This window comes from Streptomyces sp. SID5464 (assembly GCF_009862985.1).
Taxonomy (GTDB): domain Bacteria; phylum Actinomycetota; class Actinomycetes; order Streptomycetales; family Streptomycetaceae; genus Streptomyces; species Streptomyces chartreusis_D.
In genome coordinates this window covers 1,330-16,379 of the sequence record NZ_WWIQ01000053.1, presented here as the reverse complement: position 1 = coordinate 16,379, position 15,050 = coordinate 1,330, and the positions used below count along the sequence as shown (strand labels likewise).

Annotated in this window: 14 protein-coding genes and 1 tRNA gene; 6 read left to right on the top strand and 9 right to left on the bottom strand. The window is 71.0% G+C overall.

The genetic code is table 11. From position 1 onward, the window contains the following. The first annotated feature begins 246 nt into the window (after positions 1-246). Entirely contained in the window at positions 247-1,302 is a 1,056-nt protein-coding gene (locus tag GTY47_RS25740) for a LacI family DNA-binding transcriptional regulator (protein WP_010047902.1), read from the top strand. Next, entirely contained in the window at positions 1,299-2,120 is an 822-nt protein-coding gene (locus tag GTY47_RS25735) for a serine/threonine-protein kinase (protein ID WP_010047900.1), read from the top strand. Before GTY47_RS25740 ends, GTY47_RS25735 begins: the two co-directional genes overlap by 4 nt. Here GTY47_RS25735 and GTY47_RS25730 read toward each other — a convergent pair. The 6 genes from GTY47_RS25730 to GTY47_RS25705 all read right to left on the bottom strand — a co-directional run bounded on the left by GTY47_RS25730 (position 2,050) and on the right by GTY47_RS25705 (position 6,820). Continuing rightward, the gene (locus GTY47_RS25730) at positions 2,050-2,580 is read right to left on the bottom strand and encodes an NUDIX domain-containing protein (protein ID WP_040904347.1); all 531 of its coding nucleotides are present in this window, start codon (positions 2,578-2,580) and stop codon (positions 2,050-2,052) included. The two genes, GTY47_RS25735 and GTY47_RS25730, sit on opposite strands and share 71 nt — an antisense overlap. A gap of 26 nt (positions 2,581-2,606) precedes the next feature. Then, a complete protein-coding gene (locus GTY47_RS25725; RefSeq protein WP_029181739.1) occupies positions 2,607-3,797 on the bottom strand; it encodes an MFS transporter in 1,191 nt (396 codons plus the stop codon). A gap of 98 nt (positions 3,798-3,895) precedes the next feature. After that, positions 3,896-3,968, bottom strand: a tRNA-His gene (locus tag GTY47_RS25720). A gap of 115 nt (positions 3,969-4,083) precedes the next feature. Next, complete coding sequence (orn, locus tag GTY47_RS25715; protein ID WP_010047894.1) at positions 4,084-4,686, bottom strand: oligoribonuclease; 603 nt, start codon at positions 4,684-4,686, stop codon at positions 4,084-4,086. A gap of 134 nt (positions 4,687-4,820) precedes the next feature. Then, entirely contained in the window at positions 4,821-6,110 is a 1,290-nt protein-coding gene (locus GTY47_RS25710; protein WP_029181738.1) for a helix-turn-helix domain-containing protein, read from the bottom strand. Between the two features lie 377 nt (positions 6,111-6,487). Next, positions 6,488-6,820, bottom strand: a complete 333-nt coding sequence (locus tag GTY47_RS25705; RefSeq protein WP_010047890.1) for a hypothetical protein — start codon at positions 6,818-6,820, stop codon at positions 6,488-6,490. A 306-nt stretch (positions 6,821-7,126) separates the two neighbouring features. On the opposite strand from GTY47_RS25705, the gene GTY47_RS25700 reads away from it, so the two are divergent. Both GTY47_RS25700 and GTY47_RS25695 read left to right on the top strand, forming a co-directional pair. Further along, a complete protein-coding gene (locus tag GTY47_RS25700; RefSeq protein WP_010047889.1) occupies positions 7,127-7,654 on the top strand; it encodes a universal stress protein in 528 nt (175 codons plus the stop codon). Positions 7,655-7,777: 123 nt separating this feature from the next. Continuing rightward, positions 7,778-8,344 carry a GPR1/FUN34/YaaH family transporter gene (locus GTY47_RS25695; protein ID WP_010047887.1) on the top strand — a complete coding sequence of 189 codons (567 nt, stop codon included), beginning with the start codon at positions 7,778-7,780 and terminating at the stop codon, positions 8,342-8,344. Between the two features lie 148 nt (positions 8,345-8,492). Here the strand turns inward: GTY47_RS25695 and glmS are convergent, their stop codons facing one another. Then, a complete protein-coding gene (gene glmS / locus GTY47_RS25690) occupies positions 8,493-10,310 on the bottom strand; it encodes a glutamine--fructose-6-phosphate transaminase (isomerizing) (protein WP_010047885.1) in 1,818 nt (605 codons plus the stop codon). Between the two features lie 13 nt (positions 10,311-10,323). Continuing rightward, entirely contained in the window at positions 10,324-10,581 is a 258-nt protein-coding gene (locus tag GTY47_RS25685; RefSeq protein WP_010047883.1) for a hypothetical protein, read from the bottom strand. Between the two features lie 186 nt (positions 10,582-10,767). Between GTY47_RS25685 and GTY47_RS25680 the strand changes: the two genes are divergently transcribed. Next, positions 10,768-12,333 (top strand): metallophosphoesterase family protein, encoded by a 1,566-nt coding sequence (locus GTY47_RS25680; protein ID WP_010047880.1) that lies wholly within the window; start codon positions 10,768-10,770, stop codon positions 12,331-12,333. A 15-nt stretch (positions 12,334-12,348) separates the two neighbouring features. On the opposite strand, the gene GTY47_RS25675 is transcribed toward GTY47_RS25680, so the two are convergent. Next, positions 12,349-13,230 carry a DUF4429 domain-containing protein gene (locus GTY47_RS25675; protein WP_010047879.1) on the bottom strand — a complete coding sequence of 294 codons (882 nt, stop codon included), beginning with the start codon at positions 13,228-13,230 and terminating at the stop codon, positions 12,349-12,351. A gap of 80 nt (positions 13,231-13,310) precedes the next feature. Here GTY47_RS25675 and GTY47_RS25670 point away from each other — a divergent pair, with 80 nt between their 5' ends. Next, positions 13,311-14,888 (top strand): beta-N-acetylhexosaminidase, encoded by a 1,578-nt coding sequence (locus GTY47_RS25670; protein ID WP_010047878.1) that lies wholly within the window; start codon positions 13,311-13,313, stop codon positions 14,886-14,888. Positions 14,889-15,050 lie beyond the last annotated feature (162 nt).

Sequence of the window (15,050 nt, the reverse complement as noted above, 5' to 3'; positions counted from 1 at the left end):
TCCGGTCGGGGCGGGGGTGTCAAGGGACCGGACAGCGAGAGATGCGTTCAGTTATCGGGCTGTTAACTGGACCCGGGCCGCAGTTTGTCGCGGCCCCGGACGGCGGTATCAGGCCAGTCGAACCTGCCCCCCGGCCGAAGCGGAAGGCCGGGGGCGGCAGGCCTCGGCAGCGGTCACTCCAGCCGGCGAGCCTGTTAAATTCCAGGCCAGCCGCAGAGTGCGGGTGTGGACGGGAAGGCGGAGCCCATGGCAAGCCACGGAGCGCGGGGCCGAAGCGGTGGCCGGCCCACCCTCGAAGAGGTGGCGGCGCGCGCCGGTGTCGGCCGCGGCACGGTGTCCCGGGTGATCAACGGTTCGCCCCGGGTCAGCGACGCGACCCGTGCGGCCGTCGAGGCGGCGGTCGCCGAGCTCGGCTACGTCCCGAACACCGCGGCCCGCGCCCTGGCCGCCAACCGCACGGACGCGATCGCCCTGGTCGTCCCCGAGCCGGAGACCCGGTTCTTCGCGGAGCCGTACTTCTCGGACATGCTGAAGGGTGTCGGGGCGGAGCTGTCCGAGACGCAGATGCAGCTGCTGCTGATCTTCGCGGGCAGCGACCGCGAACGCCGCCGTCTCGCCCAGTACCTGGCCGCCCACCGGGTGGACGGCGTCCTGCTGGTCTCGGTCCACGCGGACGATCCGCTGCCCGACCTGCTGTCCCAGCTGGACATCCCGGCGGTGATCAGCGGCCCGCGATCGGCGGGGGAGACGCTGCCGTCGGTCGACTCGGACAACTACGGCGGCGCCCGGCAGGCCGTCGAGCACCTGCTCTCCCGCGGCCGCCGCCGGGTGGCCCACATCACCGGCCGCCTCGACGTCTACGGCGCCCAGCGCCGCATCGACGGCTACCGCGACGCGCTGAGCGACGCGGGCCACGAGGCCGACGAGGCGCTGATCGAGCCGGGCGACTTCACGGAGGAGGGCGGCAGCCGTGCCATGGCGGCGCTGCTGGAGCGCCGGCCCGACCTGGACGCGGTCTTCGCCGGCTCCGACGTCACCGCGGCCGGTGCCCGCCATGCGCTGCGCGAGGCGGGGCGCCGCATCCCCGACGACGTGGCGCTCGTCGGCTACGACGACTCCGCCATCGCCCGCCACATGGAACCGCCCCTGACCAGCGTCCGCCAGCCCATCGAGGAGATGGGCCGCCGGATGATAGACCTCCTCCTCACGGAGGTCGCCGACCGCCGCCCCCTGGCGTCCCGGGGGCTGGACCGACGGCAGGTGGTCCTGGCCACGGAGCTGGTGCCCCGGTCGTCGTCGTGACGCCGCATCCCCTGCTGGAGATCACCGAGGTCGCTCGGACCGAGCCGTATCTGCGCACGGTGGGCGAGGTCTTCCGGGCCTTCCGCGACCAGGACTCGGGCTGCGTGTCGTACGGGGTCCGGCTCGCCGACGGGGAACGCTGGTTCGTGAAGGAGGCGACGACCGACGCCGCCGAGCGGTCGCTGCACCGCGCCTGGGCCTTCCACCGGGCGGTACGGCATCCGGCGATCGTCCCCCAACTGCACCGGTTCGCCACGGGGGACGGACGTACGGCGGTGGTGCTGCCCTGGCGCCGAGGCGAGTCCCTGTACTCGCCCGCGTCGCTGCGGCACGCAGGTCCTCTGGCCCGCTTCCAGGACCTCCCCGTCCCCCGGGTGCTGCGGACCATCGGCCATCTCCTGGATGCCCACCTGGCGGTGGAGGCCGCGGGATTCGTCGCCGTCGACCTCTACGACGGCGCGTTCCTCTACGACTTCGACGCCGGCGAACTCCACCTGATCGACCTGGACGAGTACCGCCCGGGCCCGTTCGTGCTCCAGGCGGACCGCCTGCCGGGCTCACGGCGCTTCATGGCCCCGGAGGAATGGCAACGCGGCTCGACGATCGACACCCGCACCACCGTGCACGCCCTGGGCCGCGCCATTCGCCTCCTGCTGAACACGGCCGGCGAGAAGCCCACGTGGCGAGGGACGGCGGCCCAACTGGCGCTCGTGCAACGGGCCACGCGCACGGACCCGGCCGAACGCTTCACGAGCGTGGCGGAGCTGACGGCGGCGTGGCGCCGCTCGGCGCACGGAGCCCCGGGCACCGCCGCATGACGTCCACGCCGTCCGGCACGAACGCCCACCGCCGCAGCGCCTCCTGAAGCTCCCGCTCCCCGACCCAGCCGTGCCAGGCGATCTCGGCCGGGTCGGGAGCGAGGGGCTCGGCGACGACCGCCTCGTGCACGCCCAGCCAGTACGGGCTGATCGCCCCTCGCAACAGGAACTTGAAGACGAACCGCACCTGCACCCGAACCCCCAGCTCCTCGGCCAGCTCCCGGACCGCGGCCTCCTCGTACGTCTCCCCGACCTCGACGCCCCCGCCGACCAGCCAGTCGTAGTGGCCCGGGAACCGGGACACGTGCTCCGGCCTCCGGTACACCAGCACCCGTCCCCACGGGTCACGGCAGACCGTGGTCGCGACCCGGTGCAGCCAGCCGTGCCGGATCGCCTCGTCCCGGTCGACGACCCCGATCACCCTGTCCCGCTCGTCGACCCGCTCCACCGGCTCACCCATGGCGTCACGATCGCACAGAGGGACAGTCAGACCCTCGCCTCTGCCGGACGCCGGGCCAGGTAGACGGCCGCCGTCGACACCAGGACCGCCATGCAGGCGATGAAGACCAGGCCCGCGCCCTCCAGGCCGATCCGGTCCGTCAGAAGGCCGACGCCGATCACCGGGACCGAGATGCCGGCGTAGGCGACGACGAACAGCGTCGAGAGCACCGCCGCCCGCCGGTGCTCGGGAGACGCCCCGGCGACCTCGGACAGCGCGGCGCGGAACGCCAGGCCCTGCCCGGCGCCGCCGACGAGTGCGCTCAGGACCACCAGTGACATCAGGTCCCACCGCAGCGCGCCCGCGAGCAGGGCCAGCCCCGCGAGGAGTCCGGCGCAGCCCAGCGGGAGGGAGCGCCGCACACCGACCCCGCCGACCGCCAGTTGCCCGCCCGTCGACGCGAAGAACGCCAGCGCGACGACCAGCCCGCTCACGGCGTGGTCGTCCACGTGCAGGGACTCGGCGAGGAATTCCGGGCTGACCGAGGTGAACACCCCGAAGAGGGCGAACCCCGCGAACGAGGCGATCGCCGCGGGGGCGAACACCGCCCGCACCTGCGGGGGCAGCGCGGGGCGCTGCGGCCGGACGGCGCGCAGCGGTCTCCGCTCCCGTACGGTCTCCGCGAGCCGCAACAGGACGGCGGCCGACCCGGCCACCAGCACGAGGTGCGTGACGAACGGCAGGTACAGCGGCCAGCCGGCGTACTGCGCGAGCACGCCGGAGAGCAGCGGGCCGCAGCCCAATCCGCCCATGTTGGCGGCCGTCGCCACCAACGTGGCCCGGGAGGCGCCGCCGTCCGGGGCGAGTTCCATCACGTACGCCGTGGCCGCACCGGTGAACAGACCCGCGGACAGTCCTGACAGCAGTCGCCCCGCGTACAGCCAGCCCAGCCCGGTGGCGCACAGGAAGCAGACGGCGCTCGCCGCCGCGAGGCCCAGGCCGCACAGCAGCACCGGGCGCCTGCCCACGGCGTCCGAGGCGTTGCCGACCAGTAGCAGAACCCCGATGACCCCGAAGGCGTACAGGGCGTACACCACGGTCACCGTCAGCTCGGAGAACCCGAACTTGTCCTGGTAGAGGGGGTAGAGGGGAGTCGGCAGCGTGGTGCCGGCCATGCACACGGCGAACACCGTCCCGCTGAGCACGCACGCAAGCCACCCTCGGCGCTCACCGTCCATGCCGCCGACCGTAAGCCCGGCCGCTGCCCGGCCCTGGACCGGCGCGCCAAAAGCATCAGCCGGTGGCTTCGACGCGAAGCCACCGGCTGATTACTCAGGGTGAGTGACGGGACTCGAACCCGCGGCATCCTGGACCACAACCAGGTGCTCTACCAGCTGAGCTACACCCACCACGACCGGCTTGGAGGTCAGTGATTTCCCCGACCGGCCGAGAAAAAGTGTACAGGGTCCGAAGGGGTGCTCGCGCCCGGCTTTCGCGGCGCCCCTCCGCGGGCCCCCGGCACGGCTACTGCGCAGGCAGCACGTGCTTCGCGGCGATCTTCCTCGCGGTGTCCGAGTCGGGCCCGGGCTGCGGGACGAAGACGGCCTCGCGGTAGTAGCGCAGCTCGGCGATGGATTCGCGGATGTCGGCGAGCGCCCGGTGGTTGCCGTTCTTCTGCGGGCTGTTGAAGTACGCCCGCGGGTACCACCGGCGGGCCAGCTCCTTGATCGACGAGACGTCGACGATCCGGTAGTGCAGGTAGTCCTCCAGCGTCGGCATGTCACGCAGCAGGAAGCCGCGGTCCGTGCCGACGGAGTTGCCGCACAGCGGGGCCTTGCCCGGCTCCTTGACGAACTCCCTGACGTACGTCAGGACCTGCTCCTCGGCGTCCTTCAGCGTCGTGCCGTCCGGCAGCTCGGCGAGCAGCCCGGACGAGGTGTGCATCTGACGCACCACGTCCGGCATCGTCTCCAGCGCGCGGTCCGGCGGCCGGATGACGATGTCCACGCCCTCGCCGAGCACGTTCAGCTCGGAGTCGGTGACGAGGGCGGCCACCTCGATGAGCGCGTCGTCCGACAGCGAGAGGCCGGTCATCTCGCAGTCGATCCACACCATGCGATCGTTCATGTGTCTCACCTTACGGTGAGCCGCCGCGGGCCGGACCGGCCGTGCGGTGACCTCGTGGCCGGCGGCGCGCCTGCGTGCCGAAACGGCACCGGGCCCGCGCGGAGGCTCACCTCCCCGCGGGCCCGGTCACCGGCTCACGTCGCGCTGCGCTGCCCCGGCAGACTCGCCCGGCTCGGCACGTAGGCCTCCCGCCCGTTGTCCGACGCGGACGACGCCGACGCGGACAGGGCCGGGGACGATCCGACCGCGCTCGCCGCCGCCGTACGGCGGGACTGGAGCGGGACGGGGTGCTCCGGATGCAGCGAGGCGGGCGCCTGGCCCGGCTGGCCGGGATGCCCCGCGGGCCCGGACATGCCGGACCCGGGACCGCCCGGTGCGGCCTCGGTGTCCTGCGGCCGCTCGCCCTGCGGGCGCCGGGCGCGGTACGCCGCCCGGTAAGCGGCCGGCGACGAGCCCAGCTGGCGGCGGAAGTGTCCGCGCAGGGCGACCGGCGACCGGAAGCCGCAGCGCCCCGCCACCTCGTCCACCGAGTAGTCCGACGTCTCCAGCAGGCGCTGCGCCTGGAGAACCCGCTGCGTGATCAGCCACTGCAGCGGCGCGCTCCCGGTCAGCGAGCGGAAGCGGCGGTCGAACGTACGACGGCTCATGTACGCGCGTGCCGCCAGCGTCTCCACGTCGAACTGTTCGTGGAGGTGCTCCAGCGCCCAGGCGACGACCTCGGCGAGCGGGTCGGCGCCGATCTCCTCCGGTAAAGACCTGTCGAGGTAGCGCTCCTGCCCGCCGCTTCGGCGCGGGGGCACGACGAGGCGCCGGGCCAGGGCCCCTGCCGCCTCGTTGCCGTGGTCCGTGCGCACGATGTGCAGGCACAGGTCGATGCCCGCGGCCGTGCCCGCCGACGTCAGCACGTCGCCGTCGTCGACGAACAGCTCCCGCGGATCGACGTGCACCGACGGATAGCGCTTCGCCAGCGTCGGCGCGTACATCCAGTGTGTCGTCGCGGGTCGGCCGTCCAGCAGGCCCGCCGCCGCGAGGACGAAGGCGCCGGTGCACAGCCCGACGATGCGGGCGCCCTCCTCGTGTGCCCGGCGCAGCGCGTCGAGCGCCTCGTCGGGTGGCGGAGAAGTGATCGAACGCCAGGCCGGTACGACGACCGTGCCCGCGCGCGAGATCGCTTCCAGGCCATGCGGTGCGGTGAGTTCCAGGCCCCCTGTGGTCCGCAGTGGGCCGTCCTCGCCGCCGCACACCAGCAGTCGGTAGCGCGGCACGCCGGCGTCCTGGCGGTCAATCCCGAACACCGACAAAGGTATGGAACTCTCGAAGATGGGGCCGCCGCTGAACAGCAGCACCGCAACGATCTCCTTGCGACGTCGCCCGGAAAGCTTCCGGGCCGCGGCTTCCGGCGCGGCAGTGGAGTCGTGGCTCATACTGCTAAGCCCCCCTCGGTGGTCGCGGCTCCTCGGTTGTGTCGCTCCTGCACGTTTCCCCTCGGTCCTGCACGAGTCCCCCGCCGTAGACAGTCAAGATCGAATCTACTGTGTCCCGTCGCGCCGCAGTGGCCGGTTCGGCACTCGGCACATTGTCGACTTGGCAACTTGGCGTGAAGCATTCGATCACGAAGCGTTGCACTCGTGGGGCGTGCAGGGAAGTGCGCCTTGTCGCAGTGGCCAATCCGCGTAGGGTGCGCAGCACCCCTGAGGCCCTTTCCGTGCAGGTCGAACGGGGGTTGGGGGGTGGTCAGGGAGGGTGATGCACAGGTGCGAGAAGTTGGCTGAAAAGCAGCGTGCGCGTGCGCGGAAACCGGTCAGCCGACCGGTGTATCCCCGCCAGTGTGCCGTCCACCGCGGTGCGACCCGGTTCCGGTGCGGTGGTGCCGGCCCCGGTGGGGGGCCCGGTCCTCGGCCGCCAGCCGGGCCGCGCCGCGCTCGGACTGGCGCAGCAGGACCCGGCAGGCGCCCGTGACGGCCGCGAGCCCGAGGGCCGTGCCGGCGGCATCGGCCAGGGAGGCGCCGTAGCCGAGGAGCACGACCGGGACGAGCAGGCAGCTGAAGGCCGCCCAGCGGACCACGTCCGTCGCGGTGTCCCGCGGTGGCGGGGCCGCGTGGTCCGCCTCGGAGGCGGGACGGGATCCGGGCATGGGTGCTCCCTGTGGCGTGACTCACGGGGTTCAACGCGTGGCCGGTGAGCAGGTCACTGTGTGACCCGCTCACCTCCACGGGTAAGTGAATCCCGTGCAAACCGCCTGTACAGCGCAGCAACCATTGCGTTACGGGCGGTGCCTCGTGCATGCTCCCTGGAACCCGCACGCACGGCGGGCGGGATCTGGGCTAAGGAGGCGTGCCGCCGTACCCTTGGGGGTATGGGGTTGGGAAGACCATTCCCGGACACAGCTCCGCCGCACACTGTTGTCCCTCCCATAAAGGATCACAACGCCGAGACAGCCATGGCCGGTCACGAATTCTTCGAACCCGCGGACCGCAAGCGGCCCGTCGCCGATCCCACGGCGGCCGAGCCCCTGGCGGCGGAAGAGCCACGCCACTCCTGCGATCCCGCCTTCAAGCACGGGGTCGTCGTCGGCTTCGACGGCTCCACGTCCAGTGAGCGCGCCCTGGCGTACGCGATCGGCATGGCCCATCGCTCCGGGTCGGGCCTGATCATCGTCCACGTCGCCAACCGGCTGCCGACCACCGTGTGGGCCGGCTGCGAGCCGCCGGTGTTCGTGGACGTGCCGGACCACCGGACCGAGGTGCTCGGGCTGGAGCTGGCGTGTGCGGACTACCTCGCCGAGGTGCCCTGGATCCTGGTCGAGCGCGGCGGCGACATCTGCCACGAACTCGAAGAGGTCGGCCGGGAGTACGAGGCCGACGCGATCGTCGTGGGGTCGACCCACGGCATCGTCGGGCGGATCTTCGGCTCCGTCGCCGGGCGGCTCGCCAAGCGGGCGCAGCGGCCCGTCATCGTCATTCCCTGACGTCACGCAGGAACAACTCCCTTGTGCGGCGCGTAAATCTACCCGCGCGTAGAGGTGTTTGTGCCCTTGTGAAGGGCATATACGGGACACCGCACAACTGCACATGCACTAAGGGAGCCCGCCGTGGACAAAGACGTCTCCGCGGGAAGCGGAATCACCACCGTGGCCGGTCGACTCGCCCTGGGAATCACCCTGTTGGCCTTCGGGCTGGGGCACACCGCTGTGATCGACGGGGTGTCAGCCGCTGACGCCGTGTCAGTCGCCCAGTACGTGGGCGGCATTGCCCTCTTCGCCGCCGGCTTGCTGGCCCTGCGCGGGGGCGACTCCGTCGGCGGGACGGCGTTCTCGGTGCTCGGGGCGCTGTGGTTCACGTGGGCCGTGTCGGCCGACGCGCAGGTCTCCACCAACGCGGCGGGACTGTTCCTGCTGTTGTTCGCGCTGGTGGTGTTGTCGCTGACGTTCGCCGGCGGGGACCAGCTCGGGCAGGGCGTGTACGGGCTGTTCTTCGTCTCGCTGCTGCTCCTCGCGATCGCCGTGTTCGCCGAGAACGACGGACTCGCGAAGGCCGGTGGGTGGTTCGCCGTGGCGGCGGGGGCCGTCGCCTGGTACGCGGCCACGGCGGTGCTCGCGCACTGGCCCACGGCGGTTCCGCGACGCGCTGCGGGCCGGGGAGTGACGGCCACCGGTTAGCCGCGCAGGCCGGGGAGTTGGGCGGCTTCCCGGCGATGAAAACGGACCCCCTGTGCCTGGTGGCAGCGCGTGGGGGTCCGTCCTCTTGTGTGGCCTGTACGGGCGGGTGGGGGCTTGTCGCGCAGTTGCCCGCGCCCCCAAGAGCCGACTACTCGACTGTCACCGACTTGGCCAGGTTGCGGGGCTTGTCGATGTCCCTGCCCAGGGCCAGGGCCGTGTGGTAGGCGAGGAGCTGGAGGGGGATGCCCATCAGGATGGGGTCGAGTTCGTCCTCGTTCTTCGGGACGACGATGGTTTCGTCGGCCTTCTCCTGGTGCTGGTGGGCCACCGCGAGGATCTTGCCGCTGCGGGCCTTGATCTCCTCCATGGCGGCGCGGTTCTTCTCCAGGAGGTCGTCGTCGGGGACGATCGCGACCGTGGGGAGGGCGGGCTCGATCAGGGCCAGTGGACCGTGCTTGAGCTCGGATGCGGGGTAGGCCTCGGCGTGGATGTAGGAGACCTCCTTGAGCTTCAGGGAGGCCTCGCGGGCCACCGGGTAGCCCCGCACCCGGCCGATGAAGAGCATCGAGCGGGCCTCGGCGAAGTCGAGGGCCAGCTTCTTGACGTCCTCCTCGTGCTTCATGATCTCGGCGATCTGGGTGGGCAGCTTGCGCAGACCCTCGATGATCCGCTTGCCGTCGCGGACCGACAGGTCGCGGGTGCGGCCCAGGTGGAGGGCGAGGAGGGCGAAGGCGACCGTGGTGTTCGTGAAGCACTTCGTGGAGACGACGCAGACCTCCGGGCCCGCGTGCACGTAGATGCCGCCGTCGGCCTCACGGGCGATCGCGGAGCCGACCACGTTCACCACGCCCAGGACCCGCGCGCCCTTGCGCTTGAGCTCCTGCACGGCGGCGAGGACGTCGTAGGTCTCGCCGGATTGGGAGACGGCGATGTAGAGGGTGTCGGGGTCGACGACCGCGTTGCGGTAGCGGAACTCCGAGGCCGGCTCGGCGTCGGCGGGGATGCGGGCCAGCTCCTCGATCATCTGGGCGCCGATCATGCCCGCGTGGTACGAGGTGCCGCAGCCGAGGATCTTCACGCGGCGGATGCGGCGGGCTTCGCGGGCGTCGAGGTTGAGGCCGCCCAGGTGCACGGTGGAGAAGCGGTCGTCGATGCGGCCGCGCAGCACGCGGTCCACGGCCTCGGCCTGCTCGTGGATCTCCTTGTGCATGTAGGTGTCGTGGCCGCCCATGTCGTAGGAGGCGGCCTCCCACTCCACGGTGGTGGGCTCCGCGGTGGTGCGGGTGCCCTCCGTCGTGTACGTGCGGAAGTCGTCGGCCTTCAGGGTGGCCATCTCGCCGTCGTCCAGGGTGACGATCTGGCGGGTGTGGGCGACCAGGGCGGCTATGTCGGAGGCGACGAACATCTCCTTCTCGCCGATGCCGAGGACGACCGGGGAGCCGTTGCGGGCGACGACGATCCGGTCGGGGAAGTCGGCGTGCAGCACGGCGATGCCGTAGGTGCCCTCGATGAGCCGGAGGGTCTCGCGGACCTTGTCCTCCAGCTTCTCGGCCTGCGAGCGGGCGATGAGGTGGGTGAGGACCTCGGTGTCGGTCTCCGAGAGGAACTCGACGCCGTCCGCCTCCAGCTTGCGGCGCAGGTCGGCGGCGTTGTCGATGATGCCGTTGTGGACGACGGCGACCTTGCCCTCGGCGTCGAGGTGCGGGTGGGCGTTCACGTCGGAGGGGGCGCCGTGGGTGGCCCAGCGGGTGTGGGCGATGCCGGTCGTGCCCTTGAAGCGGGCCGGGACCTTGGCCTCCAGATCGCGGACGCGGCCCTTGGCCTTGACCATCTTCAGGCCGGAGGCCTTCGGGGACGTGATGACGACGCCCGCGGAGTCGTACCCGCGGTACTCCAGGCGCTGGAGGCCCTCCAGGAGGAGGGGAGCGACGTCACGCTTCCCGATGTAACCGACGATTCCGCACATGTATACGTATTCCTCAGCCGTAGACGATGCGCCGCAGCTGCCGGAGCGAGAGCTCCGGTGGTGCCACCGCGCGATATTTGAGATCCGCCTCGATCCGTTCGAAGATCTCCGCGTTCACCAGGCCCTGGGCCTGGAGCTCGCGGTGGCGGCGACGGACGTACTCCTCGGTCGTCTCGTCGAAGTAGGCGAGCACGTCCTGGATCACGCGCAGCGCCTCACCCCGGTTGAGGGGGGTGGACCGCGTCAGATGATCAACGAGTTCGTCGTGCACTCGCTAGATCCTGGGGCACGGGCAGAGCTTTCGCAAGAATTCTGCCCGCTTTCGGGCAGGTGGCTGTTGGAATCTTTTGGGGGAACGTTGAATCTGTCATGAGCGCCTGTTCGTGAAGCGTCCACCGGGCGGCCGGTATCCCGTTGCCCGAGGCGTCGATTTTTGGACGCCATGGACATTCCTCGTATGGGCGTACCCGAGCGGCTCGCCGAGCGCATGAGCATGGCCGAGCAGCACGAGTACCTGCGCGCCAGATTCTCCCGGCGCACGATGATCAGAGGCGGTGCCGTCACGCTCGGCGCCGTCACCGGTGGCGCGTTCGTACCGGGTGCCACCGCCCAGGCCGCCGTTCCCACCGCGCGGACCGCTCCCGCGACCGAGGCCGTCGACGGTGCCTTCGTCGCCCCCTTCGGCCGCCACCTCGCCTACGGCAACGATCCGCGCACGGAGATGACCGTCTCCTGGCAGGTCCCGGTCGCCGTCAAGAAGCCGTTCATCCGGATCGGCGCCCACCCCACCGACCTCTCCCGCAAAATCGACGCCGAGGTCCGCACCCTCTTCACGCCGGCCGGTGTAGGCGCGAGCGGGGACCACACCCAGTACTACGTCCACGCCAAGCTGACCCACCTGCGCCCGGGCCGGACCTACTACTACGGCGTCGGCCACCAGGGCTTCGACCCGGCCGAGCCGCACCTGCTGGGCACCCTCGGCACCTTCACCACCGCCCCCGCGCACAAGGCGCCCTTCACCTTCACGGCCTTCGGCGACCAGGGCGTCAGCTACCACGCGCTGGCCAACGACAGCCTGATCCTCGGCCAGAACCCGGTCTTCCACCTGCACGCCGGCGACATCGCCTACGGCGACCCGACCGGCCAGGGCAAGACCTCCGACACCGGTTTCGACTCGCGCACCTGGGACCAGTTCCTGGCCCAGACCGAGTCGGTCGCCAAGTCCGTCCCCTGGATGGTGTCGTACGGCAACCACGACATGGAGGCCTGGTACTCGCCCAACGGGTACGGCGGTGAGCAGGCCCGCTTCACGCTTCCCGACAACGGGCCGGACAGGGAGCACCTGCCGGGCGTCTACTCCTTCGTCTACGGCAACACGGCGGTCATCTCGCTCGACCCCAACGACGTGTCCTTCGAGATCCCGGCCAACCTCGGAATCTCGGGCGGCACCCAGACCAAGTGGTTCGAGGCACAGCTGAAGAAGTACCGGGCCGCGAAGGACATCGACTTCGTCGTCGTGTTCTTCCACCACTGCGCCTACTGCACCTCCACCGCGCACGCCTCGGAGGGCGGTGTGCGCCAGGAGTGGGTGCCGCTGTTCGAGAAGTACCAGGTGGACCTCGTCATCAACGGCCACAACCACCAGTACGAGCGCACCGACGTCATCAAGGGCGACAAGGTCGCCAAGAAGCTGCCGATCGGCGGCACGGCCTACCCCGAGACCGAGGGCGTGGTGTACGTGACCGCGGGCGCGGCCGGCCGCAGCCTGTACGCCTTCTCGGCGCCCGACTCCTACGAGGGGCACGAGCACGAGGTCGACTCGGTGGCCTCCTTCGTCAACCTCAAGGACGGCAAGCAGAACGAGACCGTGGCCTGGTCGCGGGTCCGCTATCTGAACTACTCGTTCCTGCGCGTGGACGTCACCCCGGCGCCGCGAGGCCACTACACCACTCTGAAGGTGCAGGGCATCGCGGAGACCGGTGAGCGGATCGACCACTTCACGGTGGCCCGCCGGGCGAAGTAGCGCCCCGAGGGGGCGTCACATCCGCTTGAGGATCGCCTGCTTGGCGAGCGCGAACTCCTCGTCCGTCAGCACGCCCGTGCGGTGCAGCTCACCGAGCTCGCGCAGGCGGCGCAGCAGGGCGTCGTGCTCGTCCTCGGCGGAGGCGACCGGAGGAGAAGGCGGCTCCGGTCGGGCGTCCCCCATGTCGTCGGCGGGCCGGGCCGGGTGCGGAAGCCTGGCCTGGACCGCCGCCGCGACCAGCGCCATCAGCGGGTCCTTCTTGAAGCCCCACAGCTCCACGGCGTTGGGGTCGTACTTGGGCGGGGCCTTGGTGGGCGCGTTCCGCACGGTGAAGCGGAGGTAGCCGTTCTCCAGGCCGGCCGCCGGCTGCCACTCCACGCCCGTGATGTCGGTGAGCATGAGCGTGCGGGCACCGGCGGCTGCCTTGGCGTCCTCCGTCTTCCAGTTCCACTCCAGGCGTATGCGCTCGCCGTCGAAGCCGGCGGTGCCGTCCCCGGCGGAGACCGACAGGGGGACGGAGGGGCCCGGCAGCAGGTACGCGTCGACCGGGTCGGCGGGGACCTGGTCGAGGAGCAGGGCGCCCCGGACCTCGTCCGTGAAGTACTCGGCGACGCCGTAGCGGTCGGACTCCACGATCAGCTGGTACGGGTCGTGGGGCTCGGTGAGCCGGCCGCCCGTGGCGTGCAGGAGCGGGTCGGCTCCGTCGCGCAGGCGCAGCCTGAGCCGCCCCGCCTTCTTGCCCTGCTCGAAGGAGATCCCGGCCAACGCCCCCAGGGGGATGACCAGTTCACCCAGCTCCCTGCGCAGCAGACTGACGTTCTTGTCCCGCCCGGGGGTCAGCCGCAGAGCGTCGCCGTCGAAAGCCCACGTGCCGTCCTTCTGGATGATTTCCGCCATGGGGTGGATTGTTCCATCCATGTCACGAGAGAGTGGTCCAGACCTCTTGGAGCTCAACGGCTCATGGAAGGGACGGTTCTGTGAGAACGCTTCGGTTTCTCGGTTCCCTGCTGCTGGTCGCGACGGGCGTCTCCGTGACGGGGGCCGCTCCCGCAACGGCGGCATCACCCACCCCGCTCGACCGCGTGATTCCCGCGCCCGTCTCGGCCGCCCCGGGCGGGTCCCCCTACCGGATCACCCGTGGCACCCACATACGCGTCGACGACTCCCGCGAGACCCGCCGCGTCGGCGAGTACCTCGCGAAGATCCTCCGCCCCTCCACCGGCTACCGCCTCCCCGTCACCGTCCACGGCACCGGAGGCATCCGACTCCGCCTCGCCGACGGCCCGTTCGGCGCCGAGGGCTACCGTCTCGACAGCGGCCGCAAGGGCGTCACCATCACCGCCGCGCGGCCCGCCGGTCTCTTCCACGGCGTGCAGACCCTGCGCCAACTGCTCCCCGCGGCCGTCGAGAAGGACACCGTCCAGCCCGGCCCCTGGCTCGTCGCGGGCGGCACCGTCACCGACACCCCGCGCTACGGCTGGCGGGGCGCCATGCTCGATGTCTCCCGGCACTTCTTCACCGTCGACCAGGTCAAGCGCTACATCGACCAACTCGCCCTCTACAAGATCAACAAGCTGCATCTGCACCTCAGCGACGACCAGGGCTGGCGCATCGCCATCGACTCCTGGCCGCGTCTGGCGACCTACGGCGGGTCGACCGAGGTCGGTGGCGGCCCGGGCGGCTTCTACACCAAGGCCGACTACAAGGAGATCGTGCGGTACGCCGCCTCCCGCTACCTGGAGGTCGTGCCCGAGATCGACATGCCCGGCCACACCAACGCCGCCCTCGCCTCCTACGCCGACCTGAACTGCGACGGCGTGGCACCCCCGCTCTACACCGGCACCGAGGTCGGCTTCAGCTCGCTGTGCGTCGGCAAGGACATCACGTACGACTTCGTGGACGACGTGATCCGGGAACTCGCCGCGCTCACGCCGGGCAGGTACCTGCACATCGGTGGCGACGAGGCGCACTCCACCAGCCACGAGGACTACGTGAAGTTCATGGACCGGGTACAGCCGGTCGTCGCCGAGTACGGCAAGACGGTGGTCGGCTGGCACCAGCTGACCGGGGCGACGCCGGCGAAGGGAGCTCTCGCCCAGTACTGGGGACTGGACGGCACCGGTGCCGAGGAGAAGGCGCGGGTCGCGAAGGCCGCGCAGAGCGGGACCGGAGTGATTCTGTCCCCGGCCGACCGGGTGTACCTCGACATGAAGTACACGAAGGACACGCCGCTGGGGCTGTCCTGGGCCGGTCATGTCGAGGTGAAGCGGTCGTACGACTGGGATCCGGGGGCGTATCTGCCCGGAGTGCCGGGTGGTGCCGTGAAGGGGGTCGAGGCGCCGATGTGGTCGGAGACTCTCGAGAACTCCGAGCACATCGAGTACATGGCGTTTCCGCGGTTGCCGGGGGTTGCCGAGCTGGGGTGGTCGCCGGTGGGGACCCATGACTGGGAGCGGTACAAGATGCGGCTTGCCGCGCAGGCCGAGCGGTGGGATGCCCTGGGTATGGAGTGGTACCGGTCGCCGCAGGTGCCGTGGGGGGCCGGCGGGCGGTGACGCGTCTGCGGGTGCGGGGGGCTTGTCACGCAGTTCCCCGCGCCCCCCGCGACTCGCACGTCCGTCGGTAACTGCCCGATCTCCCCGCCCGGCCAGCCCTTGATGAGGGAGCCGCTCAGCCGCGTCCGTCTGCCACGGGCACGGCGAGGTACTTGTACTCCA

Excerpts from the sequence above, each read along its gene's own strand:
- GTY47_RS25740 (WP_010047902.1), top strand. The coding sequence starts at position 247 with ATGGCAAGCCACGGAGCGCGGGGCCGAAGCGGTGGCCGGCCCACCCTC.
- GTY47_RS25730 (WP_040904347.1), bottom strand. The coding sequence starts at position 2,580 with ATGGGTGAGCCGGTGGAGCGGGTCGACGAGCGGGACAGGGTGATCGGG.
- GTY47_RS25725 (WP_029181739.1), bottom strand. The coding sequence starts at position 3,797 with ATGGACGGTGAGCGCCGAGGGTGGCTTGCGTGCGTGCTCAGCGGGACG.
- orn (WP_010047894.1), bottom strand. The coding sequence starts at position 4,686 with ATGAACGATCGCATGGTGTGGATCGACTGCGAGATGACCGGCCTCTCG.
- GTY47_RS25710 (WP_029181738.1), bottom strand. The coding sequence starts at position 6,110 with ATGAGCCACGACTCCACTGCCGCGCCGGAAGCCGCGGCCCGGAAGCTT.
- GTY47_RS25705 (WP_010047890.1), bottom strand. The coding sequence starts at position 6,820 with ATGCCCGGATCCCGTCCCGCCTCCGAGGCGGACCACGCGGCCCCGCCA.
- GTY47_RS25700 (WP_010047889.1), top strand. The coding sequence starts at position 7,127 with ATGGCCGGTCACGAATTCTTCGAACCCGCGGACCGCAAGCGGCCCGTC.
- glmS (WP_010047885.1), bottom strand. The coding sequence starts at position 10,310 with ATGTGCGGAATCGTCGGTTACATCGGGAAGCGTGACGTCGCTCCCCTC.
- GTY47_RS25680 (WP_010047880.1), top strand. The coding sequence starts at position 10,768 with ATGGGCGTACCCGAGCGGCTCGCCGAGCGCATGAGCATGGCCGAGCAG.
- GTY47_RS25675 (WP_010047879.1), bottom strand. The coding sequence starts at position 13,230 with ATGGCGGAAATCATCCAGAAGGACGGCACGTGGGCTTTCGACGGCGAC.